Annotated in this window: 22 protein-coding genes, 1 tRNA gene and 1 pseudogene; 23 read left to right on the forward strand and 1 reads right to left on the reverse strand. The window is 53.5% G+C overall.

Annotated features, from left to right (window positions below; translation table 11 throughout):
• The first annotated feature begins 242 nt into the window (after positions 1–242).
• The 19 genes from ACGHEN_RS05085 (at position 243) to ACGHEN_RS05175 (ending at position 20,307) form a co-directional block, all read left to right on the forward strand.
• A complete protein-coding gene (locus ACGHEN_RS05085) occupies positions 243–932 on the forward strand; it encodes an HAD family hydrolase (RefSeq protein ID WP_390397726.1) in 690 nt (229 codons plus the stop codon).
• 9 nt (positions 933–941) lie between these two features.
• Positions 942–1,613 carry a thiamine diphosphokinase gene (locus ACGHEN_RS05090; protein WP_390397729.1) on the forward strand — a complete coding sequence of 224 codons (672 nt, stop codon included), beginning with the start codon at positions 942–944 and terminating at the stop codon, positions 1,611–1,613.
• A gap of 68 nt (positions 1,614–1,681) precedes the next feature.
• Positions 1,682–1,757: transfer RNA gene (locus tag ACGHEN_RS05095), tRNA-Ala, on the forward strand.
• 855 nt (positions 1,758–2,612) lie between these two features.
• Positions 2,613–3,158 (forward strand): antiterminator LoaP, encoded by a 546-nt coding sequence (gene loaP, locus ACGHEN_RS05100; RefSeq protein WP_390397732.1) that lies wholly within the window; start codon positions 2,613–2,615, stop codon positions 3,156–3,158.
• Positions 3,159–3,225: 67 nt separating this feature from the next.
• Positions 3,226–3,975, forward strand: a complete 750-nt coding sequence (locus tag ACGHEN_RS05105) for a sugar transferase (RefSeq protein WP_368156737.1) — start codon at positions 3,226–3,228, stop codon at positions 3,973–3,975.
• Entirely contained in the window at positions 3,975–4,751 is a 777-nt protein-coding gene (locus tag ACGHEN_RS05110) for a WecB/TagA/CpsF family glycosyltransferase (protein WP_368156738.1), read from the forward strand. Before ACGHEN_RS05105 ends, ACGHEN_RS05110 begins: the two co-directional genes overlap by 1 nt.
• On the forward strand, positions 4,752–5,810 hold the full coding sequence (locus tag ACGHEN_RS05115; RefSeq protein WP_390397735.1) for a polysaccharide biosynthesis protein: 1,059 nt from the start codon (positions 4,752–4,754) through the stop codon (positions 5,808–5,810).
• Between the two features lies 1 nt (position 5,811).
• Entirely contained in the window at positions 5,812–7,029 is a 1,218-nt protein-coding gene (locus ACGHEN_RS05120) for an NAD-dependent epimerase/dehydratase family protein (protein ID WP_390397738.1), read from the forward strand.
• A gap of 4 nt (positions 7,030–7,033) precedes the next feature.
• Complete coding sequence (wecB, locus tag ACGHEN_RS05125) at positions 7,034–8,215, forward strand: non-hydrolyzing UDP-N-acetylglucosamine 2-epimerase (protein WP_390397740.1); 1,182 nt, start codon at positions 7,034–7,036, stop codon at positions 8,213–8,215.
• A 2-nt stretch (positions 8,216–8,217) separates the two neighbouring features.
• A complete protein-coding gene (locus ACGHEN_RS05130) occupies positions 8,218–8,739 on the forward strand; it encodes an acyltransferase (protein WP_390397742.1) in 522 nt (173 codons plus the stop codon).
• Positions 8,736–9,818, forward strand: coding sequence for a glycosyltransferase family 4 protein (locus ACGHEN_RS05135; protein ID WP_390397743.1), 1,083 nt, complete (start codon positions 8,736–8,738; stop codon positions 9,816–9,818). The genes ACGHEN_RS05130 and ACGHEN_RS05135 overlap by 4 nt, the downstream gene beginning before the upstream one ends.
• 9 nt (positions 9,819–9,827) lie before the next feature.
• Positions 9,828–10,874, forward strand: a complete 1,047-nt coding sequence (locus ACGHEN_RS05140; RefSeq protein ID WP_390397745.1) for a glycosyltransferase — start codon at positions 9,828–9,830, stop codon at positions 10,872–10,874.
• A 73-nt stretch (positions 10,875–10,947) separates the two neighbouring features.
• On the forward strand, positions 10,948–12,192 hold the full coding sequence (locus ACGHEN_RS05145; protein WP_390397747.1) for a hypothetical protein: 1,245 nt from the start codon (positions 10,948–10,950) through the stop codon (positions 12,190–12,192).
• Entirely contained in the window at positions 12,192–13,622 is a 1,431-nt protein-coding gene (locus tag ACGHEN_RS05150) for a lipopolysaccharide biosynthesis protein (RefSeq protein ID WP_368135219.1), read from the forward strand. Before ACGHEN_RS05145 ends, ACGHEN_RS05150 begins: the two co-directional genes overlap by 1 nt.
• 49 nt (positions 13,623–13,671) lie before the next feature.
• Complete coding sequence (locus ACGHEN_RS05155) at positions 13,672–14,880, forward strand: glycosyltransferase (protein WP_390397750.1); 1,209 nt, start codon at positions 13,672–13,674, stop codon at positions 14,878–14,880.
• A gap of 142 nt (positions 14,881–15,022) precedes the next feature.
• Positions 15,023–16,285 (forward strand): IS30 family transposase, encoded by a 1,263-nt coding sequence (locus tag ACGHEN_RS05160; RefSeq protein ID WP_390397345.1) that lies wholly within the window; start codon positions 15,023–15,025, stop codon positions 16,283–16,285.
• Positions 16,286–16,540: 255 nt separating this feature from the next.
• On the forward strand, positions 16,541–17,578 hold the full coding sequence (locus tag ACGHEN_RS05165; RefSeq protein ID WP_390397753.1) for an NAD-dependent epimerase/dehydratase family protein: 1,038 nt from the start codon (positions 16,541–16,543) through the stop codon (positions 17,576–17,578).
• A 69-nt stretch (positions 17,579–17,647) separates the two neighbouring features.
• Positions 17,648–18,907 carry a nucleotide sugar dehydrogenase gene (locus tag ACGHEN_RS05170; protein WP_390397755.1) on the forward strand — a complete coding sequence of 420 codons (1,260 nt, stop codon included), beginning with the start codon at positions 17,648–17,650 and terminating at the stop codon, positions 18,905–18,907.
• Between the two features lie 533 nt (positions 18,908–19,440).
• Positions 19,441–20,307, forward strand: coding sequence for a hypothetical protein (locus tag ACGHEN_RS05175; RefSeq protein WP_390397758.1), 867 nt, complete (start codon positions 19,441–19,443; stop codon positions 20,305–20,307).
• 170 nt (positions 20,308–20,477) lie between these two features.
• Here ACGHEN_RS05175 and ACGHEN_RS05180 read toward each other — a convergent pair whose 3' ends face one another.
• Positions 20,478–22,523, reverse strand: coding sequence for a hypothetical protein (locus ACGHEN_RS05180; RefSeq protein ID WP_390397761.1), 2,046 nt, complete (start codon positions 22,521–22,523; stop codon positions 20,478–20,480).
• A 257-nt stretch (positions 22,524–22,780) separates the two neighbouring features.
• On the opposite strand from ACGHEN_RS05180, the pseudogene ACGHEN_RS05185 reads away from it, so the two are divergent.
• From ACGHEN_RS05185 to ACGHEN_RS05200, 4 genes and pseudogenes are all read left to right on the forward strand, one after another.
• Positions 22,781–23,017, forward strand: a pseudogene (locus ACGHEN_RS05185) (UDP binding domain-containing protein); the annotation flags it as partial.
• Positions 23,018–23,218: 201 nt separating this feature from the next.
• Positions 23,219–23,494 (forward strand): type II toxin-antitoxin system RelB/DinJ family antitoxin, encoded by a 276-nt coding sequence (locus tag ACGHEN_RS05190; RefSeq protein WP_390397764.1) that lies wholly within the window; start codon positions 23,219–23,221, stop codon positions 23,492–23,494.
• A complete protein-coding gene (locus tag ACGHEN_RS05195; protein WP_390397767.1) occupies positions 23,491–23,787 on the forward strand; it encodes a type II toxin-antitoxin system YafQ family toxin in 297 nt (98 codons plus the stop codon). Before ACGHEN_RS05190 ends, ACGHEN_RS05195 begins: the two co-directional genes overlap by 4 nt.
• Positions 23,788–23,910: 123 nt before the next feature.
• Positions 23,911–25,683 carry an AAA family ATPase gene (locus ACGHEN_RS05200; RefSeq protein WP_390397769.1) on the forward strand — a complete coding sequence of 591 codons (1,773 nt, stop codon included), beginning with the start codon at positions 23,911–23,913 and terminating at the stop codon, positions 25,681–25,683.
• Positions 25,684–25,830: the final 147 nt, after the last annotated feature.

A 25,830-nucleotide genomic window follows, 5' to 3' on the forward strand; every position in this document is an offset into this window, starting at 1 on the left:
CACCTCGCGTGCTCGGTGGAACTTTCGGCAGAAACTACGATAACACCTGTACGTTAGTTTTATGGACGAAAGCGGATTTGCGGGGGCGTTTAATCGGTAAGCGACATGTTTATACCACTGGCAGAATTGCTGTGGTAAAACTCTTGACAGTTTTACCAATTAGGGTTTCAAAACTGTTAGGCTGACGTTTGGTAAAACGTTTTTAGCAGGTTGTTTACCATTTGACATTGAAAGGCTCGTTTATGAACCATATCGCTGCCCCAAGTGTTGCTTTTATTTTCGATTGCGACGGAACACTGGTTAATAGCTCCCCCGTCTGGGGCCATGCGCAGACCGAGTTATTGCGCCGTCATGGCATTTATGTAACGGTCGATGATTTTGCCCAGTTTGAGCATTTGTCGCTCGAGGACGAGTGCAAGGCCTACCACGACACGTGGGGCATTGGCGCGAATGGCGAGGAGCTGTATTGCGAGCTGGGCGAGATCCTCATTGATGGCTACTCCAAGGTGCCGCCGCGCGAGGGACTCCTCGCGTTTCTGGAGCAGGCTAAGGCGACGGGCATTGCCATGTGCGTGGCCACGTCCACGCCGGCCGAACTGGTGCAGTCCGCGCTCGCTAGTGCCGGGCTCGATGCTTACATGGAGTTTGTTACCACGACGGGCGAGGCGGGACGCTCCAAGCAGTTCCCCGATGTATACGAGCTGGCGCTGCGTCGCCTGGAAGAGCTCCATGGGCACAAGTTTGAGCGCGCGTGGGTGTTTGAGGACGCCGTCTTTGGACTTAGGAGCTCTGGCACTGCGGGCTTTAAGCGCGTTGGTATCTATGACCAGCACGGCCGTATGGAGCGCGATGAGGTGCGTGCCAACTGCGACATCTTTATCGACAGCTATGAGGGCTTGGACCTGGCCCGCGTGCTTTCGTTTGAGGGCTAGGCGAGGGCCGTGGCTTGCAAAGTATTAGTGGTTTGCGGCTCGCCGGTGGTGGCGAGCGCGGATCTGCTTCGCCAGCTGGCAGGGGAGTGCGACCACATCGTAGCCGTAGACCGCGGCCTGGACGCCCTGTTGGGCGCTGGCCTGAGCTGCGACGTCTACGTGGGCGACGCCGACACCGTTAGCGATGAGGGACATGTTCTGGTCGATGCCGCTGCCGATTTTGAAGTAGAACGCCACAACCCCTACAAGGACTACACTGATCTAGCGCTAGCCCTAGACACCATCTGCCGCCGCTGGCCGGGTGCCGAAGTGGTGGCAACCTGCGCCACCGGCGGCCGCCCGGACATGGCCCTGTCTGTGTTAGGGCTACTGGCAGGCTATGCGGACGCCCCCGTCTGGATCGAAGAAGACGAAGTGACGGGCAGAATCCTGCACCAAGACGAGACCTGGACCATCGGGGGCGCCGAGGGCAAAACCTTCTCCATCATCGCCATCGCTCCCAACACCGAGGTAAGCGAGTGCGGCCTAGAATGGGAACTAGACCACAGCCCCCTGGGCCTGTTAGCCGACACAGGCATCTCTAACGTCGTCCGGAAAACGGCCAAGATCCAAGTTCACCAAGGCGTTGCGATCGGTTATTTGCTGCATCAGGGTTTTACCCCGTCCCAGGAAAACCCGTAAGGCGGAAATCAATCTAAAATTCCCTCTTGCATCCCCGAAGATCTTCCCCTATAGTATCTCCTCGTCACGGGGGCGTAGCTCAGCTGGGAGAGCGCTTGACTGGCAGTCAAGAGGTCAGGGGTTCGATCCCCCTCGTCTCCACCATCGTGAATGTAAGGCCACTCAATCGAGTGGCCTTTTTTATTTGCATACGATATTAAGTGGTCTGAACTGCATTTTTGCAAAATATGCAAATTGCTTTCCTGTTCAAGTTCGCCGTCAGCAGTAGTTGTCGCAAAATTTGCGACAACTACACCCCAAAAAGTTGCGCAATTACCTTCCCGGTTTTGTACAAAGTTTGTTAGCCAAACATAATAGTTTGAGCAATTCACGCCGCCAGCTATACAACTCAGGCAGTATTCACCAACCCGCACACCCCCATAAACCTGCGGCAATGCGTGCAAGACGGCACAATATCCCCCTTAACCACGGCAAATAAACAATATGTTGCTCAACACACCCCAAAACGTATGGGTCACCTGCTGTGCTAGGATACTTAACGTTACATGGGTTCAACTGTGCTCATGGCTCCAACAAGCCGCAAAGCACAGGGTCGATCAGCATCCGGCCGTAACGGCGGTGCCAGAAAAACCACGAGCTCCAATAGCGTTGTCATGCGTATCGCATCGAATGAATTTGTTCTTGTCTATGTGCAAGTTATTCATTCGGTTCGAGATTTCATGACTAATCGCAGCAGTCCTGCAGCTGTTTGCGTGCGGTCCAGTTTTGTTCCCGCTTGACTGGATCGCACGCAGCCAGCTGGAGACGCGCTCATTTTGCGATACACGTCCGCGTCTCTAGCCACTGTGCTTATACATACCGTTCACGGTGGGGCAGAGCCACGCGCTTGTCTAACTGGGCTCAGGGTTTGAATATGGAGCGCCTTCGCGCACGCGCGCCCTGGCGAAGCCATACCCAAACCCCGTGAGCCACACGTAAGACAGCAAGGGGGTGGTGCTCGTGTGGTATGTGATCCAGGTCATTAACGGTCGCGAAGATGTAGTGTGCGAGCGCATTGAGCACGTGGTGCCGGCTGGCGCCATTCAGGAGCTCTTTTATCCCCAATTTCAAACCGAGATTAAGGTACACGGCGAATGGGTCAATACGACCAAGCCGCTCTTTCCCGGTTATCTTATCTGCGATACGGCAGATCCCCGCACAGTGCAACAGTTCCTGCTGCGCATGGACGACTTTGCTCGGGTGTTATCCCAGGACGGTCAGTTTGTGCCGCTGGCAAAAGAAGAGGTCCAGCTTATTGGCAGCTTTACGCATGTGGGAGACCGCGTAGTGCCCATGAGCGAGGCCCTAAAAGACGGCGACCAGGTCGTAGTGACGGCAGGTCCGCTGCTGGGCCACGAGGGCCTTATCAAAACCATTAACAGACGCAAGAGCACTGCTTATTTGGAGCTCGACTTGTGCGGCCGACGCGTAACAACGCGCGTTGGCCTTGCCGTGCTTTCGGCCGAGCAGCGCGTAATGCGAAACCTTAAAAAGGCGATCGCCTAGCTGCAGGCGACTGTTTAACGGGACAGGGAGGATCCCCGGGGGCGGGGACGTTGACTTGAAGGAAATAGTGTCAGACAAAACTGAAAATTCAGTAGAAGCGCCGGTAGGGGCCTCGCTGGTTGCCCAAGCCATGAGCGGCGGCGACTCGAGCATGCGCTACAAGGCCATGCAGGCCGTGAAGGACTGGGACAACTCGCGCCTTGCCTACCGCACAGCCAAGCGCGCCTTCGACATCGTGTTTAGCGGCTGCGTGCTGGCCGTCATCGCCATACCCAGCCTTGTGCTCGCCGCTGCCATCCGCCTGGAGAGCGAGGGCAACCCGTTCTACAGCCAGATCCGCGTGGGCCAGACCCACCGCGACGGCAGCCTTTCCACCTTCCGCATGTGGAAGTTCCGCAGCATGTTCAAAGACGCCGACAAGCGCCTCGTCGAGCTCAAGGGGCAGAACGAGATCGCCGGCGCCATGTTCAAGATGAGGGACGACCCGCGCGTCACCAAGATCGGCAGGTTCATCCGCAAGCACTCCATTGATGAGTTCCCGCAGTTCCTGAACGTGTTCCTGGGCCAGATGTCCGTCGTCGGCCCGCGCCCGCCTCTGCCGAACGAGGTGGCGGAGTACACCGAGTACGACCTGCAGCGCCTGGCCGTGAAGCCCGGGATCACCGGCTGGTGGCAGGTGACGGAGCGCAATTCGACCGGGTTCGACGGCATGGTCCGCCGAGACCTGGAGTACATCGCCAACCGGGGCATTTTTACCGACCTCAAGATCGTTGTCCTTACGGTGATCGAGGTCATCACCGGTAAGGGTGCGTGCTAATGCTTCAGGACTATTCTAAATTCGTTGAGCTCAAGCGCGTTCCCGTAATCGATGTTCCGATCACGGGAACCAATATGTCTGAGTGTGTCGAGTTTCTCACTCGCCATATAGATGAGCTACATGGCGAATATATTTGCGTTTCCAATGCTCATACCTCGGTTATGGCCCATGACGACCCTTCCTATTGGGCCTGCCAAGCTGACTCCCTCATGTCCGTTCCCGACGGCAAGCCTTTATCTGTCGTCGGACGTAAAACAATAGAGTCTATGGGGCGTGTAACTGGACCCGATCTGATGCGAGAGATATTCAATATTTCCTTGCAGCAAGGATGGAGCCATTACTTCTACGGTAACGAGCAGAAGAATCTCGACGCTCTCAAAAATTCACTTCAAGAGGAATATCCAGGCCTGGAAATCGCTGGCATGGAGCCTTCGGTTTTCCGACCGCTCTCCGACAGCGAGAAGCGAGACCTTTCGCGACGTATCGCTGATTCGGATGCAGACTTCGCATGGATTGCTCTTGGCGCGCCCCGTCAAGAAGTTCTTATGCACGAGCTCAAGGGAGGGCCACAACCGTTGATGATCGGTGTTGGCGGAGCGTTCAACGTTCTCGCCGGCGTGGTGCCAGAGGCGCCGATGTGGATGCAAAACCTGAGTCTCGAGTGGCTATACAGACTTATTCAAGAGCCGAAGCGGCTTTTCAAACGATACCTCGTAACTAATACGAAATTTCTCTTTTACCAGTTTACAAAAGCCAAACGTAAGGAAGGCAAATAGATGAACGATTCGACCACCTTTAAAGACAAGACCCTGATGATCACGGGCGGCACCGGCTCGTTCGGCAACACCGTGCTCAAGCACTTCATGAACACCGACCTGGCCGAGATCCGCATCTTCTCGCGCGACGAGAAGAAGCAGGACGACATGCGCCACCGCCTGCAGGAGAAGTCCCCGGAGCTCGCCTCCAAGGTCCGCTTCTTCATCGGCGACGTCCGCAACGCCCAGAGCGTGCGCGACGCCATGCACGGCGTGGACTACATCTTCCACGCCGCCGCCCTCAAGCAGGTGCCCTCCTGCGAGTTCTTCCCCATGGAGGCCGTCCGCACCAACGTCATCGGCACGGACAACGTCCTGCACGCCGCCATCGAGGAGGGCGTCGACCGCGTCGTGTGCCTGTCCACCGACAAGGCGGCCTACCCCATCAACGCCATGGGCAAGTCCAAGGCCATGATGGAGTCCATCATCTACGCCAACGCCCGCAACGGCGCCGGCCGCACCACCATCTGCTGCACCCGCTACGGCAACGTCATGTGCTCGCGCGGCAGCGTCATCCCGCTGTTCATCGACCGCATCCGAAAAGGGGAGCCGCTCACGGTCACCGACCCCAACATGACCCGCTTCCTCATGAACCTGGACGAGGCGGTCGACCTGGTGCAGTTCGCCTTCGAGCACGCCAACCCCGGCGACCTGTTCATCCAGAAGGCGCCGGCGTCGACCATCGGCGACCTCGCCGAGGCCGTCCAGGAGGTCTTCGGCCGCGTGGGCACGCAGGTCATCGGCACCCGCCACGGCGAGAAGCTCTTCGAGACCCTCATGACCCGCGAGGAGCGCCTGCGCGCCGAGGACATGGGCGGCTACTACCGCGTCGCCTGCGACTCGCGCGACCTGAACTACGACAAGTTCGTCGTCGACGGCGAGGTGGAGACCCAGGCCGACGAGTCCTACACCTCCCACAACACCGAGAGGCTCGACGTGGCTGGCACCATCGCCAAGATCAAGACCGCCGAGTACGTGCAGCTGGCCCTCGAGGCCCGCGAGCACGAGGCGGTGCAGTAGGGTGCGCGTACTCGTCACCGGCGCGAAGGGGTTCGTGGGCAGGAACCTCTGCTGCGCCCTCAAGAACATAAGGGACGGCAAGGACCGCCGCGCCAAATACCAGCAACTCCTTCCCCTCGAGGTCATGGAGTACGACCTCGACTCGGCGGGCGCCGAGCTGGAGGACTACTGCTCCCGCGCGGACTTCGTCTTCAACATGGCCGGCGTCAACCGCCCCAAGGACCAGTCCGAGTTCATGGAGGGCAACTTCGGGTTCGCCTCCACGCTGCTGGACACCTTGGAGCGCCACGGCAACAGATGCCCCGTCATGCTCTCCAGCTCCGCGCAGGCGAGCCTCTCGGGCCGCTTCGAGGGTTCTGTCTACGGCGAGTCCAAGCTGGCGGGGGAGGGCCTGTTCCGGGAGTACTCCGGACGCACGGGCGCCCCGGTGCTCATCTACCGCTTCCCCAACCTCTACGGCAAGTGGTGCCGCCCGCGCTACAATTCCGCCGTGGCGACCTTCTGCGACGCCATCGCCAACGGCCGCCCCTACGCTGTGAACGACCCCTCCGTGGAGCTGGAGCTCCTCTACATCGACGACCTGGTCGGCGAGATGCTGGGCGCCCTGCTGGGGCGTGAGCACCGCTGCGGATACGACGGGCTGGAGCGCGTCGACGGCGACGGGTTCTGCTACGTCCCCGACACCGATGTTAAGACCCTGGGCGAGATCGTCCACCTGCTCGACTGCTTCCGTGACAGCCGCGAGACGCTGTCGGTGCCCGACCTTTCCGAGGGCTCCTTCTCCAAAAAGCTGTGGAGCACGTTCCTGTCCTACTACGAGCCGGGCAACTTCGCCTACGGCCTGAAGCCCAACACGGACGCGCGCGGCTCGTTCACGGAGTTCCTGCGCACGCCCGAGCGCGGCCAGGTCTCGATCAACGTCTCGAGGCCCGGCATCACCAAGGGCAACCACTGGCACATGAGCAAGTGGGAGAGGTTCCTGGTGGTCTCCGGCACCGCGAGCATCAAGCTCAGGAAGGTGGGGGAGGACGCCGATGGCAACCCGTTCCCCGTCGACGAGTACACCGTCTCCGGTTCCGACATGCGAGCCGTGGAGATGATCCCCGGATACACGCACTCCATCACCAACTTGTCCGACACCGAGGACCTCGTGACGGTCATGTGGGCCAACGAGCCCTTCGACCCCGAGAACCCCGACACCTACTACGAGGAGGTCTAGCCGCATGGGCAAGGACTATTCCGATATCGCATTCAGGGACGACGGCCGCCTGAAGCTCCTGATCATCGTGGGCACCCGCCCCGAGGTCATCCGCCTGTCCGAGGTCATCAAGAAGTGCCGACGTCACTTCGACTGCCTGCTGGCGCACACCGGCCAGAACTACGACTACACGCTCAACGGCATCTTCTTCCGCGACCTGGAGCTTGCCGACCCGGACGTCTACCTGGACGCCGTGGGCGCCGACCTGGGCGAGACCGTGGGCAACATCATCGCCGCGAGCTACAAGCTGATGGTCCAGGTCAAGCCCGACGCCCTTCTGATCCTGGGCGACACCAACAGCTGCCTGTCCGCCATCGCGGCAAAGCGCCTGCACATCCCCATCTTCCACATGGAGGCGGGCAACCGCTGCAAGGACGAGTGCCTGCCCGAGGAGACCAACCGCCGTATCGTCGACGTGATCTCCGACGTCAACCTGGCATACTCCGAGCACGCCCGCCGCTACCTGAAGGACACCGGCTGCGCCCCGGAGCGCACCTACGTCACGGGATCTCCCATGGCAGAGGTCCTGCGCGCCAACCTGGGCAAGATCGAGGCCTCCGACGTCCTGACCGAGCTCGGCCTGGAGCCGAAGAAGTACATGCTGCTTTCCGCCCACCGCGAGGAGAACATCGACACCGAGGCGAACTTCACGAGCCTGTTCACCGCCATCAACGCGCTGGCCGAGAAATACGACATGCCGATCCTGTACTCCTGCCACCCGCGCTCCCGCAAGCGCCTGGAGGCCACCGGCTTCGAGCTCGACCCGCGCGTGCGCATGCACGAGCCCATGGGCTTCCACGACTACAACTGCCTGCAGATGAACGCCTTCGCGGTGGTCTCCGACTCCGGCACCCTGCCCGAGGAGTCCAGCTTCTTCGCGAGCGTCGGCCGCCCGTTCCCGGCAGTGTGCATCCGCACCTCCACCGAGCGCCCCGAGGCGCTGGACAAGGCCTGCTTCACCCTCGCCGGCATCTCCGAGAGGGGCCTGCTGCAGGCCGTCCACACGGCCGTCGAGCTCGACGCGGAGGGGTCGCTGCCCGAGGCACCCGTTCCCGACTACGCCGACGAGACCGTGTCCACCAAGGTGGTCAAGATCATCCAGAGCTACACCGGCGTCGTGGACAAGATGGTGTGGAGGAAATCTTAGCCATGGGCGCTGGGTACAGATTGCTTGATGGTATCTCGCGAGCTTATAACAAATTGCTCTTGCTTCCTGCCCTACGACGCTCCTTTGCATCATGCGGTAAAAACGTAACCATCGGTCGTCGTAGCGAAATTCAGGGGATTGAAAATATTTACATGGGACATGATGTATATATTGGCCCAGGAGCAACTTTTCTGACGACCCGTGCGAAGATTCATATCGGCAATTACGTCATGAGCGGCCCTCATCTCACAATTATTACTGGAGACCATCGTACAGATGTTCTTGACCGACCCATGATGACGCTTGATGAGTCGGACAAGCTTCCAGAGAATGACCAAGATGTCGTGATCGGCAATGATGTATGGATTGGCAGCGGCGTAACGATTCTTAAGGGCGTTAGAATTGCCGACCATTGTGTGATTGCTGCCGGTGCGGTAGTGACAAAAGACGTTGGCCCGGAGTTTTCAATCTGGGGGGGGGCTTCCAGCTCGCCGTCTAAGCTTTCGGTAAGAGGAAATCAATGACTAAAGGTTATCCGCACGTCCATGCAAAGGTGTTGATGGTCGGACCCGATCTCTCTCTTCACGGCGGAATTGTCTCAGTCGTGAAAGGTTATCTAGACGCAGGTCTCCCTGAGGCATGCGATGCCTTTGAGTACCTGGGGACGGGCATCGGTTCCTCAAAGCTCGGTAAATCCGTCGCATTTTCCCGAGCGTTGATTCGCTATGCGATGATCATGCCATCCTATGACATCATTCATTTACACATTAGCGCCCGTGGCTCCTACAAACGTAAGTCAATTATGGCTCGTATGGCCCATAAAGCAGGCAAGTACGTAATACTCCACGATCACGATGGCGAGTTTAAGAAGGCTTTCGAAGAGGGCGGAGATCCCTACCGTCGTGATGTAAGAAAGACCTTTAGTATCGCCGACCGAGTTGTGGTTCTGTCGGAAGAGTGGCGCGACTACTTTTCAAAAAACGTTTGCGACCTGGAGAAGATTGACGTTGTTCATAACGGTGTCAAAGTTCCAGACCAGCCGTGCTCACCTTGTTCGCGTCAAGACGTCCTTTTTTTAGGACGTCTTGACGCGCGCAAGAGCCCTGACGTGCTCTTGCGCGCGTCAAGAGAAATCCTGTCGCGTTTTCCCGGCACCAAGGTCGTATTCGGCGGAGACGGAGAGGTCGAAAAGAATAAATCTCTTGCGGCAGAGCTCGGTATTGCCGACCGCTGCGAGTTCCACGGCTGGGTCGCGGGCACAGAACGCGAAGAGCTCTTTGAGCGTGCCGCGGTGTACTGCCTCCCCTCCAAAAACGAGGGGCTCCCCATGAGCGTTCTTGAAGCCATGGCTAGAGGAATTCCAACTGTCGCCACTCCCGTTGGCGGAATTCCTCAAGTAATTAATGATGGTGTTGATGGGGTTCTGATTCCGGTTGATAACCATCAAGCTCTGGCCGTTGCATTGAGTCATCTTCTCGAATCAAGCGAGCTTAGAAAAGAAATGGGAACTTTGGCCCGAAAAAAGATACTCAGCTCATTCGATATCAATCTACTCTTGAGCGAAATACTCGACATCTACTGCAATGCTACCAGCGGTAATTAGAGGATTAAATTGAATTCAAATAAGTTAACACATGAAGCTGGGCATATTGTTTTTGTTCACCCTTCCCTGATGGGTGGCGGGGCCGAGCGCGTCTCGCTTGCGCTCGCGTCGTACTTCGCTGCTCATGGTATTAGGTTTACCTATCTCCTGACTAAAAGTAACGTTGTTGAATACGATGTTCCCGAAGGAGTCGAGGTGCGTTCTGAGTTTGCAAGCGCTACGCTCAAGCCATTCGACCAAATTAAGCTTATACGACGTTTTATTTCCGAGCGGCCCAACGCTACGGTAATTTCCTTTTTACCTCATCAAAACATGTATACGCTTATCGCGACTATTGGACTTCCAAATAGGGTTATTGTTTCGGTGCGAAACGATCCGAGATATGATTTTCCTGGCAATAAGATCCTCCCATTCATTAGAAACATGTTGTATCGAAGGTCCGATGCAATTGTGTTTCAGACAAAAAGCCAGGCAAGTTTAATGCCGAGATACCTTCAGACGAATTCAAAAATCATCTTAAATCCAATATCTAGTGAACTGCCTGAACCGTATTCTGGGCTTAGAAGAAAAGCAATCGTCACAGCGGGACGGCTTGAACTTCAAAAAAATCACTCGATGACAATCAGGTCATTTGAGCTGTTTCATAAAAAACACCCTGAATATATTCTTGAAATCTTTGGCAAGGGAAGCCTTCAATCAGAACTAGAAAACCTTGTTCATAGCCTTGACATGGATGATTCAATCAAATTTATGGGCTTTTCTTCTGACGCTCTTTTGCACATTAGAACTGCATCGGCTTTTGTAATGTCATCAAAGTTCGAGGGTCTATCTAATTCGATGCTTGAGTCCTTGTGCATGGGGGTTCCAACAATTTGCACCAAATGTGGCGGTGGTGGAGCAGAAGCAGTTATTCGGAATGGCGTGAACGGCATTTTGGTCGATATTGATGACGATATAGCTGAGAGCGAAGCGTTAAACAAGATCGTCGAAGATAAGTCCTATTCGAATCATTTGTCTAATAATGCCCTGATGCTAAGGCAGTCCCTTTCTTTATAAACTATTGGCAATGAATGGGCAAATCTTCTCTTTAAATAGATTCGCCCAAACGTCTCCAATAAGGAAAACAGAATTGCAATATCAGTTAAACCAATACAATCAAAATAGAAGAATCACTGACCTGTTGTTAGCAATAGCAGTGATTTCCGGCCTCATGGTTCCCTTTCTTCGAGATTTGGGGTCATCATACTCGCTTGCTACTGACTGGGAAGTTAACCGCTTTGCATTCAGTACTTCAAACGGACGCTTTGCTTCTTTATTTGATTTGATTCAACAGATCAGCTTTTCGATTCTCTTGTTGCGTGCAATTAGTAAATCACGAAAAGCTAATTGGCTCGTTATATCTTGTTCAGTTTTTGGACTAATAATTTATAGCTTAATGGCCGTAGCCAATAATGCGGGCGACTTAACCAACGTGCTCTTTGGAAATGTTCCAACCACTGTATTTATCATTCCTCTATTCTACCTATTATCAGAGGATCCAAGAATCGAGCAGTTGATTAAAGAATGGGTCCCGCTGCTATCATTGATTTGTTTTATCGCCTCACTAGCATCAATTATTAAATTTAAATCTATTTGTGGTTTTGGATCTTATATTGGATGGTGTCCTGCGAGGGACTATTTTGCATTTGGCATCAGTTTGTATTGGTCAACCGTGGTGCTCACATCAAATGATGAACACGGCTATTTCATAACGATGGGTATAGGCATTCTTGCCTGCATCGCCGCATTTATGCTGGCAACCAGAAGTTGGTTAATTCAACCAATGCTGGTCATGCTTGCTGCAACTTTTATGGCTAAAGGAATTGACAAAGTTTTTAAACGAACTGTAATTGTTATTTTTGCAGCTGGAACGGCACTTTTGGCATTGTCATTTATCTATCCTGAAGTTCTTGATTCGTTTTTAAACAGAATCGGTGAAGATACACGGTCTAGCCAATATGAAATTTTCTATAGCCAGGTTGAACCGGCATCGCTTATATTCGGTAACGGAATTAGCGCTGGATATAGATACGGCACGAATTCAAATTATCTTTTTTTCGATAATCAAATAATTTATTTGATGTTTCATTTTGGTGTTTTAGCCGTTGTTCCGCTTTTGTACGTCCTGTTGCGATGCCTATTTGGTTCTTCCAAAAATAGCCAGTGCAAATTTGTTGCCCTCTTTTATCTCATGGCGATTCTGGGATTATCAACTTACTACTCTTACACAATTAATGTCGGGGTCGTTCTTCTATTTTCATCCTTTGGTTTTGCCCTAAACAACATAGAACCAGAAAGATCTAATCGTATGCGCAATGCGGATGGTGAAAAATAATGGCTTCGAACAAGGCTGCAACCAGTATGTTTTGGGCAATAGGTGAGAGATTTGCCACGCAAGGTACCCTATTTGTTATTTCCCTAATTTTGGCGCGTTTGCTGTCCCCGAGTGATTACGGTACTCTTTCGCTGCTGCTTGTATTTACAAATTTGGCAGACGTGCTCGTCACAAATGGACTTGGCGAAGCGTTGATACAAAAGTCTGATATCAATCAAATTGACTACTCGACAATGTTGTCATGTTCAATTGCATTGTCGAGCATCTTATATGTATTGATATTTTTTGCGGCTCCAAGCATTGCAGACTTCTATGGAAATGCAAATATGTGTCTTTACCTAAGAGTTCTGGCATTACGTCTTCCTCTTTCGGCACTGAATGCAATTCAAAAGGCCTATATCGCAAAGAACTTTTTATTTAGATTGCAATTTTCTGCATCGTTCCTCAGCTCCTTGATCTCAGGATTAGCAGCTATCGTAGCTGCAATGTTGGGTTTTGGTATTTATGCGCTAATCATTCAGCAGATACTTACAGTTCTGATGACAACGGTACTAATGGCTTGGTTAACAAAATGGACGCCTAGACTAAAATTCGTGGTTGGTTCAGCAAGAGAGCTGTTGCCCCTTGGAATACAATTTACAAGTGCCAATCTTATTAATTCTATTTATACAGAAGGTCGTTCTTTAGTCATCGGCAAATTCTATTCCTCCGCAGACTTGGCTTTCTTTAATCGCGGCAACCAATTCCCGGCTTTAATTGTAGGCAACTTAAACACTCCAATTAGTAATGTAATGTTGCCTCTAATGGCTGAAAAGAAAGACAGCCAATACGCGCTCAAATCAGTTCTTAGAAAAGCGATGCAGCTTTCTGCCTATCTCGTTTTCCCCATGATGGGAATTTTGGCTGCGTGTGCGCATCCTCTAGTTCTTGTTCTTTTGGGTCAAAAATGGGCGGAATGCGTCCCGTATCTTCAAGTTGCGTGCTTGTTCTATCTATTTCAGCCCCTCCAATCTATGAATTGGCAGGCACTTAAAGCAGCAGGTCAAGGCGCCCTTTGTTTTAAGCTTGAGGTCATTAAGAAAGCTATTTCGTTCATCGTTTTAATTATGTCGATTCCTTTTGGTGTATTTGCGATCTCCCTTTCAAGTGCCTTTTGCGGATTTGTCTCAATGTTAATTAACATGACCCCGAATAAAAAAGTGCTCGGCTATGGCATATTTGAGCAGCTTATTGACGTTCTTAAGCCGTCAATTGCCACATTGTTTTCCGTGGTGATCGCATTATTATTAATCCACATTTCAAACGGGAATCTAATTTCGTTAATCGTTGCCCCTCTCGGATCCTTAGGGTGTTACATCGTGCTATCTAAGTTGATGAATATCGAAGGATTTAATTTGCTTATGGACAAATTGTCCCTTCGTCGGAATTAACCGTTATTTGTTAACGGCATTAATGAATCGATCAGGAATGAACTACAGAATGAATAAACAGGTTTTATATTTAGTTCAATCAATTCCGGGGGATAATGCTCCTACAAAACATGCTTTCGCAATTTCCGATTTGCTGGTTAAATGTGGCTTCAACGTCCATTTTGTTCTTGCTGGAATAATTGAGCCGTCATCCAACGCCATAAGCAGTAATTACGACTATCCCTTTGATTTTCCGTATGAGGTGAAATTCGGGCACCATCAAATAGCCAAAAAGTATTACGAGCGGATCTCTTCTTCCTTCAGCTTTAAAGCCTTCACTCGATGTTTCGATCAAATACAGCCCGACTTGGTTATTTATTACGGGATACAACATAAGCTTGCAAAACGGGTTTTAGATCATTGCCATGATTTTAACGTTCCCGTAATCGTTGATGAGACCGATTGGTTTACTCCGAAATTTACAGGAGATTTAGCTGCTTGGCTTGTGGAGAAATCTCGTTCTAAACGGGTGGCTGAAGTGGACAGATTGCTAGATGGAGTTATCGCAATCTCGCCCTTTTTTAAAAAACATTTCGATTCACTTTACTCCTCCCAAGGATATCCAAAGGTTTTTTATTTACCACCCTTAAATAGGGCTGGAGACTCACTTAGTGACCCTTGCTCTCTAGAAGGATTGAAGCGGAGAACTATAACCAAGTTTGTCTATGCAGGTTCTCCCGCTGGGGGAAAAGACTCACTTACAGAGTTTATTTCGTTTATAAGTAATGACGCTATTCCTGCAATCACTCAACCAGTACTCGATGTAATTGGAATTGATTTAAACCAGGCAGTCAGTTTAATGGGAAACATTGCCAGATCTAATAAGGTTCATTTTCACGGTCGTGTTTCCCATGACGGCGTAATCAAAATGCTGCAAGAATCTGACTTTGGAATTCTATTTAGAACTCCTGATTTATATTCTCGCGCCGGATTTTCAACAAAATTCGCTGAGTGCATGTCGAACGGTGTTCCGATGTTATGCAACGCGGTCGGAGGAGCCGATCTTATTCTCGAGAATATGATTGATGGAATTGTTATCCCAGATTTAAGCAATCAAGCTCTTCTTGACGGAATTACAAGCGCATGCAATTTAACTGACCATGAGTTGACCAGCATGAAACGAGCTGCGCTAGAAAAGGCCTTAAAACTCTTTGAATCTGACAATTATATAGATTCATTTTCATCATTTCTCAATTCAGTACTTTCAATTCGCGACTAGTTATTTCGACCTTGATTCTCATTTTCATTGCAACAGCCTCAGGACTCAGCGCAACGCGTTGCGCTGAGTCCTGAGGCGCGAATCCGGGTAGGCAACCCCAGAGGGGCCGGAATCCCCCGGCCCGCGATGGAGGGAGGCCGGCATGTCCAGACCCAAGCCGTCCGGAAGGTCGTACGGGAGGCTCACGAGGCACGAGAGGAACACGGTCGAGAGGATGCTCGACCGCAACCGCAGCGCCCGCGAGATCGCCGCGGAGCTCGGCAGGTCGCCATCGACCGTGACCAGGGAGGTGGCGGCGCACCGCTACGTCACCGCGCCGCGCTCGCGCTACGGCGAGCCCGCGCCCGCGGACCTGTCGGGGGCCTGCCCCAGGCTCTCCGCGTGGCCGAGGTGCTGCAACGGCTGCTCGCACAGGAGGGGCTACGGCTGCTCGAGGAGGCCCAGGGTGTTCTACAGCGCAAGGAGGGCGCAGGAGGCGGCCGACGCCGAGCTCTCGGCGAGCAGGTCCGGGATCGACGAGACCGAGGAGGGCGCCGCCGCCAAGCTCGCGGCCATCAGGGACGGGCTCGCGCGCGGGCTCTCCCCGCAGCAGATAGCGGCGACGACCCCCGGGCTCAGCGCCTCCACCGTCTACAGGTGGGTGGACGCCGGCTACGACGGCATGACGAACATGGAGCTCAGGCGCAAGGTCGGCTACAGGCCGAGGTCGCGCCGGGCCCCGGGGAGGGCGACGTCCCACTCGCCGCGCAGGTCGCACGCGTCGTTCCTCGCGCTCGGCGAGGACGCCTGCGCCGCGGCCTGGGAGATGGACACCGTCGAGGGCCCCAGGGGCGACTCCGCCAGGCTCCTCACGCTCCTGCACCGCCCGAGCCGCTTCCAGCTGGCCCTGCCGCTGCCGGACGGCACGTGCGCCTCGGTCCTGGCGGCGCTCTCCTCCCTGCGCGGGGTCCTCGGCGAGGACGGCGCGAGGCGCGCCTTCGGCGCCGTGCTCACCGACAACGGGAGCGAGTTCGCCGACGAGGGCGCCATCGCGGCGCTGTTCGGCGAGCGGGACGGCGAGACCAGGCTCTTCTACTGCGACCCCCGGCAGAGCCAGCAGAAGGGCGCGTGCGAGAAGAACCACGTGGAGATCAGGAAGCTGCTGCCCAAGGGCGCAGGGGCCAGGTTCGACCGGCTGACGGCGGCGGACTGCGCGCTGCTCATGTCGCAGGTGAACTCCGAGCCGAGGGGGGCGCTCGGGTTCCTGACGCCGGCGCGCGTGCTGCGGATGGCCCTCGGGGAGGACGCCTCCGCCCTCATGGACGCGTTCGGGATAGAGGAGCTGGCGCCCGGCGAGCTCGACCTCACGCCCGGCTGCATCGACAGGGCCAGGGCCGCGAGGGGCGAGGGGCCGCTGGCGGGATAGGCGGCGGGCCGGGACATGGGCCGGAGGGCCCGTTGCGCTGAGTCCGGAACGGCTGCGCGGCGGGCTGGCGGAGCATGCGGCGGCGGCACGGGGACGCCGGCCTCCACAGCCTCTCCACCTGCGGAAACGAGGCGACGACCAGGTGCCGGGGGCTATTCCCGCGTTGCGCTAGCTGCGGAAACGCGGAGCCCGTTCAGGCTGTTGCGTTGAGATTGAAAATCAACCCTAGTTATTTCGATCATCCAAAGGAGAGATATGTCAAATAAAATACTCGTCACTGGAGCGGCCGGCTTCATCGGCGCGTTCCTCGTCAAGAAGCTGCTCGAGGAGACCGACGATGTGATCGTCGGTCTCGACAACCTCAACAGCTACTACGACCCCGGCATCAAGGACGCGCGCCTGCGCATGCTTGCCGAGGCCGACGCAGACGGCCGCTTTACCTTCATGCGCGGCGACCTGTGCGACGCCGCTCTCATCGAGCGCCTGTTCGCCCAGAACGGCTTCGATGTCGTGGTGAACCTCGCCGCCCAGGCGGGCGTCCGCTACTCCATCGAGAACCCGCGCGCCTACCTCGAGAGCAACCTCGTCGGATTCTTCAATGTGCTCGAGGCCTGCCGCCATCACCCGGTCAAGCACCTCGTCTACGCCAGCTCCAGCTCGGTCTACGGCGGCAACAAGAAGGTTCCGTTCTCCGAGGAGGACCGCGTCGACTCGCCGGTATCGCTCTACGCCGCCACCAAGAAGTCCAACGAGCTCATGGCGGCCGCCTACTCAAAGCTCTACTCCATCCCGGCCACCGGTCTGCGCTTCTTCACCGTGTACGGTCCCATGGGCAGGCCCGACATGGCCTACTTCGGCTTCACCGAGAAACTGCGCCGCGGCGACATCATCAAGATCTTCAACATGGGCGACTGCCGCCGCGACTTCACCTACGTCGACGACATCGTCGAGGGCGTGAGGCGAGTTATGGACGCCTCCCCCGAGGTGAAGATGGGCGAGGACGGGCTGCCGCTCGCCGCGCACCGCGTCTACAACATCGGCAACTCGCACCCCGAGAACCTGCTCGACTTCGTCGACACGCTGCAGCGCGTGCTGGTGGAGGAGGGCGTGCTGCCGGCCGACTACGACTTCGAGGCCCACAAGCAACTCGTGCCCATGCAGCCAGGCGACGTGCCCGTCACCTACGCCGACACCACGGCGCTCCAGCGCGACCTGGGCTACAAGCCCGCGACGCCGCTCGAGGACGGCCTGAGGGCCTTCGCTAAGTGGTATAAGCGCTACTACAACATTTAGGAAATCATGGCCCTGTAACAGGGGCCTTTTTAAATATGAATTATTGTTCTTTGACAATTGGAGAATGACATGAAGATCGCTGTCGCCGGTACCGGCTACGTCGGCCTGTCCCTCGCCGTCCTGCTCTCGCAGCACAACGAGGTCCACGCTCTGGACATCGTGCCCGAGAAGGTCGAGAAGATCAACAGTTACGAGTCGCCTATCCAGGACGACGAGATCGAGCGCTTCCTGGCGGAGGCCAAGGCGGGGGAGCGCGAGCTCGACCTGCACGCCACGGTCGACGTGGCCGAGGCCTACACGGGTGCCGACTACGCCGTCATCGCAACGCCCACCAACTACGACTCGGACAGGAACTTCTTCGACACGAGCTCCGTCGAGGCCGCCATCGCCGCCGTGCGCTCGGTGAACCCGGACGCCTGGATCGTCATCAAGTCGACCATCCCCGTGGGCTACACCGCGGGCCTGCGCGAGAGGTTGGGCGACAGCAAGATTTTCTTCAGCCCCGAGTTCCTGCGCGAGAGCAAGGCGCTCTACGACAACCTGCACCCCAGCCGCATCGTGGTGGGCGCGCCGAAGGAGGACGCCGATGCCGTCGCGGCCGCAGAGCGCTTCGCGCGTCTGCTCGCCCAGGGCGCCGACCCCGCCGAGCTGGAACGCGTGAACGCCGACGGCACCATTGGCATCCCGGAGCTCGTGCTGGGCACCACCGAGGCCGAGGCCGTCAAGCTCTTCGCCAACACCTACCTGGCGCTGCGCGTCGCCTACTTCAACGAGCTCGACACCTACTGCGAGGTCCGCGGCCTCAACACCCGCGACGTCATCGACGGCGTGTGCCTGGAGCCGCGCATCGGCAGCCACTACAACAACCCCAGCTTCGGCTACGGCGGCTACTGCCTGCCCAAGGACACCAAGCAGCTGCTGGCGAACTACAGGGACGTGCCCCAGAACCTGATCGAGGCCATCGTGGACGCCAACCGCACCCGCAAGGACTTCGTCGCCGACGAGGTGCTGCAGATGGTGTGGGACCGCGTGTACGCCGGCAAGGAGAAGCCGGTCGTGGGCGTCTACCGCCTGACGATGAAGTCCAACTCCGACAACTTCCGCGCGAGCTCCATCCAGGGCGTCATGAAGCGCGTGAAGGCGAAGGGCGTGCCCGTGGTGGTCTACGAGCCCACGCTGGACGCGCCGGAGTTCTTCGGCTCCGAGGTGACCCACGACCTGGAGGCCTTCAAGGCCGGCTGCGACGTTATCGTCGCCAACCGCTGGAGCGACGAGCTCGCGGACGTGGCGGACAAGGTGTACACGAGGGATTTGTTTAAGAGAGACTAGGGGAGAGGATTCCCAGGCCCGACTCTGGACTTGCCTACAAGTCGTATTGATAAGAAAGAGGTCATATCGGCTATCGCCGATATGACCTCTTTTGGTATAAGTCTGGTTCCTTTTCCAGCTGGTGTGCGACGCGTTATATATAGCACTTTAAGCGACGAACACCATTTTCCCTGCTTTTAGCCTTGGGCACCAAGAACGGGACGTCGCCCGTGCTGCAATCGTCTGCGTCGGACCTCTTAATCCAGCCCGACAGGCTTCCGAAGTCGCGGCTCAGCCTGTGTGTCAACTCAGCGTGGGTCGTCTCAGACATTTTGCAAAGCTTCGCGCTCGCATTGGTGACGACGAGGTTGATGTACATGGCGGAGCACGAGTGTGAAAGGAGGGGTATCCTGATATGTCGGAGCTGGAAGAGACGGATGAGCTGAACAAGAATACGGAGCTTCAGAGTTGTCCGCACGGGTTGTTAGGCTAAGCGTGGATGTTGACTTTGCCCGTATTCGACGTCTTAACCTTCGATGTGAAAGAAGAAGTCTATGCACCGTATATCCAGCCGGTCTGTTCTCCCTATGATTCGTCTTTTCCGTGGTTTTAAAGAACAAAAGTGGGCTGAGCAGTTTGTGCGTGGCGATATATACATGAATACACTAGGGTATTTTTGGAATGAGGGAAACGTGGAGCAGCAGGACTTTCTTGAAGGGGCCTGCGCGTCTTTTGACCCCCATATCATGCGGGGCTTTCCTAAAGATTTACTCGATGTCCTTGCAAAAGAATCGTATGCAATACCGAGCGGCGCAGGCTACTGCAGTGTATGCTGCTTTTCGTGCGTCCTCATTAAGCAAGTAGATACGAGAGTCGACTTAATTGAATTACCCGATCCAGGCCTTGACCTTGGTTCATGGATTGTGGTTATTGACAATCCATGTGAACTTATATCTAGGCTTAGGGCAGCCGTTTTGAAATTGGGTTACGACTTTGTAGCTGCTCCGGTTGAATATAAGGATAGCGTTCAGTTGAATCCTTCTGAAGTTGTTAAATCATCAATGGATTTAAAATCTCATGATTCATTACCCGCTTATTTGGTTTTTCCAAATGGGATTCCACATTTTAATGCAGGAGTGTTTGTAAAGAATGTTCGTTATGCAAACCAAGTTGAATGGCGTATCGCCGTTAATAGGAATGAACAGTCATATGAGCCCCTAATTCTTAAGCTTGGCGATCTGACTGATATCGCTCATTTGACTAGGAGATCGGCGCTTGCTGAAGATCTGCAACGGGTGCGTGGTTGTTCGGTTCCCTATTTGACTCGGGGGTGCTTTGGAACGAAGACTTCTCAAGAACTATCTCAGGATCTCTTTGAGTTGGGAAATGAGGAGGTCTTTATTACCCTGACGATTGGATAGCTTTCAATTGACCAGGACAAAAGGAGATACTACTGCTGGCTGATCTTGGTGCTTACATTCCATGCAATAGATTTTGCGATTCCATCAGAATTGCTCTTAGTGTTGTTACTCGAGAGAAGTCCGGGCAGATGGCTCTTAATCAACCCGAATCGGATCTGTCGTAATTGGAACTATTCAGACTCAGGATCATAGCCTGTTTCACGCCTCTTCTCGATCAGCTTTTTAGCGAGTCCGAGGACACTTTCATCGTAATATGGCCAATCTACGAAGTTTTCGAGGTACCCGCGGCCCGTTGCGGCCGACAGCTCATCGTTTATCTTGAGTGTAATCGCGACGAGCAAGGTCAGCATGCGATAGTAATCGGATCGAATGTTCGCCGCATCAGGGTCGGCGATCGGTGAATGCGCATGGTCGTATCTGTTCCTGAGACCCTGTGAGTTAGGGAAAGAGGCGTCGTTGAACATGTAATCGAGATATGCAGCCTCGTCGGGTGTGAACAGCTTGCCGCAGTACGACAGCATTTCGTCTGAGACAAGGCCATCGATGAGCGCTAAATCACCGTCTCCGCATCCCCCAAGCGCAATTGCGCCATTATCCCAAACGGCCTTCAGGCAAATTGATCGAGGGGTTGGGGAGAGGGCACCTGTTTCTTCGCACGCACTTACCAGCTGTCGGTCGACTAATTGCTGGAGCATCTCGGCTTTTACAGCATCATAATCGTCGAAGGTGACCATAGCATTCGAAATTAAATCGAAGAAGCAGCGAGCATGGTCGTTATGGCCTCTTCTGTATGTCAGCATGCACTGGTCGGAGAACAGATAGAATCCCCACCTGTTAAAGTTAGCTCCGTCGATTGCGTACTTTTTCTCAGAGAGCGCATTGAGGGTGCCAAAAGTTTTAAAGCTTTCATAGGGGAAATAGTCGCCGTCGATTTTTCCAATCCTCGAATATATTGAATAGGACTTAACGGCGCGCTCGATCTCTGGCCCTATCGACTTGCATTTGTCGAGCCACGAAGCTCCGCTTGACGGCGGCGCCAAGCTGAATCCACTGATTGAGTATTCCTCTGCAAAATAAACGTTGTACGTCCATTCGAGTGCATCTTCGAGCCTTTTACCTCGGCTTTCGAGGAAATTCGCGTATGCGACAACTTCGACATTGGCGAGAGATTCCCGCATGTTGGAGATCGTATTCATTCGGTATTCCCCCAGCACGTGGGAACCCAGCATCGCAAGCAGGCCGCTCTCCTCGTGGGAGTGAGCAGGCGAGGCCATGAGACCGCTTCGATCTACTACGTCCAGTAGGTATCTGCAATTGTTCATGATGCTTGCATTATCGGTGTATTTGGCGAGCCACGTTTCGCTAAAGCTGTAGGTCAAGGTTAGGCCTTCGACCTTTACGCCCTTGCAAGCAATCTGTTCAGGGTCGATCTGTACCCCGGCTCCGTACTCAAGTCCAGCGTCTTGTCGGAATAGTTCATCCATGGCCTCATCGTAGGCCTGCTTTGCGCGCACTTTAACGTCCGGGGACGGTGAGAATCTGCATTTTGTTGCGCCGGAAGGCCAATTGAAAAGGGCCTCCATATAATTCGGGTTGGCGCGCTGGTCGTCGAGGTAGCCGGTCATTATCGAATCGAAGTCGCCTTGGGAAAGGCATTTAGGGAGGTAGATTATGTTCTGGCTCCTTGATTCCGTCGCATGCTCGCGGATGATCAGCTCGGCGGAATAATACGGATTGTCGATCAGTGATTTTCCTAGCTCTGTATCGAATAATTTGACGAGTTTGTCGTTCTCCAAGATAGAAGCTAAGCATTCGACGTGCCGCGAGAGAAGTTCCTCAATTTCCTCGCCGGAGATCAGCCTCTCTGCGCCGCAGGCGTGCACCAAGCCCCAAAACTGAGCGGCGTATTGCATCTCGACTTCTTCGTAAATATCGAGGATCCCCGAAGACTTGAGCTTCTCCCTCGTATACTTACATGCGTTCGCGAAGTGCGAAGAGACGGCACTTGCGATATCGATATCTTCAGCTTCCTTAAAAAATTCGGGAACCGTTTCGAATGTGAGCTTGAGCTGATGAGCCTCTATCGCGTCGTTAATCGTCGCGATTTGAATGTGAGAACCCTGCTTCAGGATATGAAGACAGCGGTCTATGTATGCTCCTACAGCCAAGTCATTGCGGTCATAGGAAATAATCCTAGTGCGGTTGAAGTCTCGCAACGCTAACCTTTCTCGCGTAATGTCGACTGCACAAGAATAACGCGCGTTCGACCTCGTCGGTGGTCAACGAAGGCACCTAGCGGGGTTCCGATGTAAAGCGGATGGACCTTGAGGCCTATGCGGCACCCTTTTACTCCCCTTTTGATGTCAGACTCGGTGAGTACGCGTTGTTGGCCAAAGCGAGCCCTACTGATAAGGTTGCTACAATCAAAGGCCCTGAGGTGCACGCCAGCGTATACCACTAGAAGTCCAACTCCGACAACTTCCGCGCGAGCTCCATCCAGGGCGTCATGAAGCGCGTGAAGGCCAAGGGCGTGCCCGTGGTGGTCTACGAGCCCACGCTGGACGCGCCGGAGTTCTTCGGCTCCGAGGTCACCCACGACCTTGAGGCCTTCAAGGCCGGCTGCGACGTGATCGTGGCCAACCGCTGGAGCGACGAGTTTGCGGATGTGGCAGACAAGGTGTACACGAGGGATCTGTTTAAGCGGAACTAGGGGGAGCGGCCCGCGCTGGGCTAAGTTGACCTTAGGCACAAACAACTGTTTAAGAGCGAGGGTATTGGCTGACGCCAATACCCTCGCTCTCTTTGTATAAGAGTTGCGTCCATAAGATATGAATTGGATTGTATTTATATAGTCTATATTCGTATGTGCGATATACTATTATTGTACTAACGTAACTGGAAGGGGCTAATTATGGCTAGCTCAACTTTAACCATCAGGGTCGATGACGACCTCAAGCGCGAAGCGGCAGAGGTGGCTGATTACTATGGGCTCGATCTGTCATCCGTGACACGTGCTTTCTTCAAACAAATGGTCAACACTCACCGCATTCCGTTGACTTTTGCCCCTGAGGAGCCGAATGCCGAAAGCCTTGAGGCCATTCGTGAAGGGGACGCATTCTTGAAATCTGGCAAAAAAGGGCGTTTTGACAATGGTGCCGCTCTTATCGCTGCGGCGATGGCGCAATGACCACGCTGACCGCAGAGTTCTCTGCTGCCTTTTCACGCGATTTAAAGAAAAAAGCAAAACGCCGGAATTGGAATCTAACAGAACTTCAAAAGCTCATTGACTTGGTGTTGCAGAATACACCCGAGTCAATAGACATATTGAAACGACGTCATAATATGCATCGGCTAAGCGGCAACTGGGCCGGACGAAACGAATGCAACGTAGCAAACTCAGGCAACTGGCTTGTCATATGGTCATCAAACGATGAGGTGGCATTCTTTGAGCGCACGGGCAGCCATGATGAATTGTTTTGATGGGCATCTTAGCCCCAAAGCGCCATCTTCAAGAATGACGCAAGATCCGCTCTCATACCCAGACATTGTGGCTACCCGAATGCAGTCGGCAGATTTTTGAGGAAGAAGGTTGGCAAGGCCAAAATGAACGACTACCAATTTGAAATTAATGCCATTTCGTTTAAAAATGGCGAAAAATACTCGCCTCGTAAAATTAAAATTGTTATAGGAGCAAATAATTCTGGAAAGAGCCAATTTCTAAAAGAAATACGCTCGGCAATTCTCGGGAATACCGATGGACCTAACGGGCCGTATGCACACGACACCAACAATGTAATGACAGATTCAATAGATCTAACGTTGCCAAAGAATGTAGAGGATCTTAATGACTCTTATGGGCTTTCCGATCATGTTGTACGCGGAATGAACGGATGGCGCGTTAGGGATTTTTGTAATATCGGTACTCAATTAACACCTAACGGAGGATATGCGTATCAATCGCTTCCTTGTTCTTTTTCTTTGCAAGATGACTGGCATACTTGCTTGAACCATTTGCTTCAACCCAGTGAAACTGATTATCCACTGGAAGAGAAAGAGCGGCAAAGGCAGATACTACAATTCCTAGGTCCCATGTTTGTTGATTATACGGGGACCGAAGACCGCCTACTTCTCTCGATTGGTGAACCGGCGCGTGGAGTTAGGGACGATTCCTACAACACGTTATCGGCCGCACTTGACGTTGACGAAACGTGCAGCAGCATTTCTGAAACTGTCAAACGATTATTCCATAAGGATATTGCCCTAGACAATACGACAAGCCGTCAAGTCGTTATACCGGTCGTGTCTGAAGACTTTTCAAGCTATCGGAATAGTCATGATTCGCCGGAAAAGCTGGCCTATATGGAGAATGCAACTCAGCTACGAAACGAAGGTGACGGTTTTCGGAGCTATGTAACCATTCTGTTGACTGTTATGGGCGCCTCTAAGCCAATACTGCTTGTGGACGAGCCTGAGGCTTTTCTGCACCCAACCTATGCCATGGAGCTCGGCAAACAATTGGGAACTATGCTTGCCAAATCTAACACACTGCACAACGCTTTTATATCAACTCATAGTTCATATTTTTTGCAGGGAATTCTTGACTCTGCTGCTTCTGAGCTTTCGCTAATTAGACTAAAACGCAATGGAAACAAGAGCACATTTAACATTGTCGATAAAGACGAGATCGAAAAACTAAAAAATAGAAGCGACTATTCACCGCAATATATAGATGCGCTATTCTCAAAGAAAGCAATTCTCGTTGAAGCGCCTCGGGATGCGATCATCTATTCTGCAATCTGTGACAAAATCTCCGAAATCGACAATCCGATTTTCGTTTCTACAAATGGGAAAGACGCATTCAAAGGCGTTAAAGAGTTTTATGCAGCATCAGGGCTTCCCTGTAGGTGCATCTGTGACTTTGACATCATCAATGATCGTAATAAATTTAAGAACTTAATGAAAGCTTTTTCTGTCGATCAAGAGGTTCGCGAAAGTGCTCTTTGCGCTGCTGACGATTTAAAGAATATCTATCAAGAATTTGCGATTCAAAAGACATCCGATAAAAAAGAAATCGCCAATATTATCAAAGAGCGTTACAAAAAAGACGTATTTTTCGACATCCCTGATAGCGTTCGCCAAAACTGCTGCTTGTCACTTCGTGATCTGGATCGATTTGGCATTTTCGTTCTAACAACCGGGGAACTCGAGTCATTATTCGAAGACAGCGGGATTGAGCACTCCCATGATTCGGATGATTGGCTCAAACAATCCCTGTCGTTTATTAGAGAAAACGATATTTATAAGCTGAAGAGCAATACGCATATTAGCGAATTGATTTCATTTTTGGGTAATTTCGCAGGCAATTTAACGACGTAGCCTATATCCGACTCGACGTGTCCGACTCCCTCCGTTCACCGATTGACAAAACGATTTACACCTAATTTTGGGAGTCGATCACAGGCTTTCTTCCTTGCTCGTAGCTTGATCTCGCTACACTAATAGCTGCTGCTACCAGGTCATTTC

Origin of the sequence: Collinsella sp. i06-0019-1H4, assembly GCF_042849575.1 — a bacterium.
Classification (GTDB): Bacteria; Actinomycetota; Coriobacteriia; order Coriobacteriales; family Coriobacteriaceae; genus Collinsella.

Excerpts from the sequence above, each read along its gene's own strand:
- ACGHEN_RS05085 (WP_390397726.1), top strand. The coding sequence starts at position 243 with ATGAACCATATCGCTGCCCCAAGTGTTGCTTTTATTTTCGATTGCGAC.
- ACGHEN_RS05110 (WP_368156738.1), top strand. The coding sequence starts at position 3,975 with ATGCTTCAGGACTATTCTAAATTCGTTGAGCTCAAGCGCGTTCCCGTA.
- ACGHEN_RS05115 (WP_390397735.1), top strand. The coding sequence starts at position 4,752 with ATGAACGATTCGACCACCTTTAAAGACAAGACCCTGATGATCACGGGC.
- wecB (WP_390397740.1), top strand. The coding sequence starts at position 7,034 with ATGGGCAAGGACTATTCCGATATCGCATTCAGGGACGACGGCCGCCTG.
- ACGHEN_RS05130 (WP_390397742.1), top strand. The coding sequence starts at position 8,218 with ATGGGCGCTGGGTACAGATTGCTTGATGGTATCTCGCGAGCTTATAAC.
- ACGHEN_RS05135 (WP_390397743.1), top strand. The coding sequence starts at position 8,736 with ATGACTAAAGGTTATCCGCACGTCCATGCAAAGGTGTTGATGGTCGGA.
- ACGHEN_RS05150 (WP_368135219.1), top strand. The coding sequence starts at position 12,192 with ATGGCTTCGAACAAGGCTGCAACCAGTATGTTTTGGGCAATAGGTGAG.
- ACGHEN_RS05155 (WP_390397750.1), top strand. The coding sequence starts at position 13,672 with ATGAATAAACAGGTTTTATATTTAGTTCAATCAATTCCGGGGGATAAT.
- ACGHEN_RS05160 (WP_390397345.1), top strand. The coding sequence starts at position 15,023 with ATGTCCAGACCCAAGCCGTCCGGAAGGTCGTACGGGAGGCTCACGAGG.
- ACGHEN_RS05165 (WP_390397753.1), top strand. The coding sequence starts at position 16,541 with ATGTCAAATAAAATACTCGTCACTGGAGCGGCCGGCTTCATCGGCGCG.
- ACGHEN_RS05170 (WP_390397755.1), top strand. The coding sequence starts at position 17,648 with ATGAAGATCGCTGTCGCCGGTACCGGCTACGTCGGCCTGTCCCTCGCC.
- ACGHEN_RS05175 (WP_390397758.1), top strand. The coding sequence starts at position 19,441 with ATGCACCGTATATCCAGCCGGTCTGTTCTCCCTATGATTCGTCTTTTC.
- ACGHEN_RS05190 (WP_390397764.1), top strand. The coding sequence starts at position 23,219 with ATGGCTAGCTCAACTTTAACCATCAGGGTCGATGACGACCTCAAGCGC.
- ACGHEN_RS05195 (WP_390397767.1), top strand. The coding sequence starts at position 23,491 with ATGACCACGCTGACCGCAGAGTTCTCTGCTGCCTTTTCACGCGATTTA.
- ACGHEN_RS05200 (WP_390397769.1), top strand. The coding sequence starts at position 23,911 with ATGAACGACTACCAATTTGAAATTAATGCCATTTCGTTTAAAAATGGC.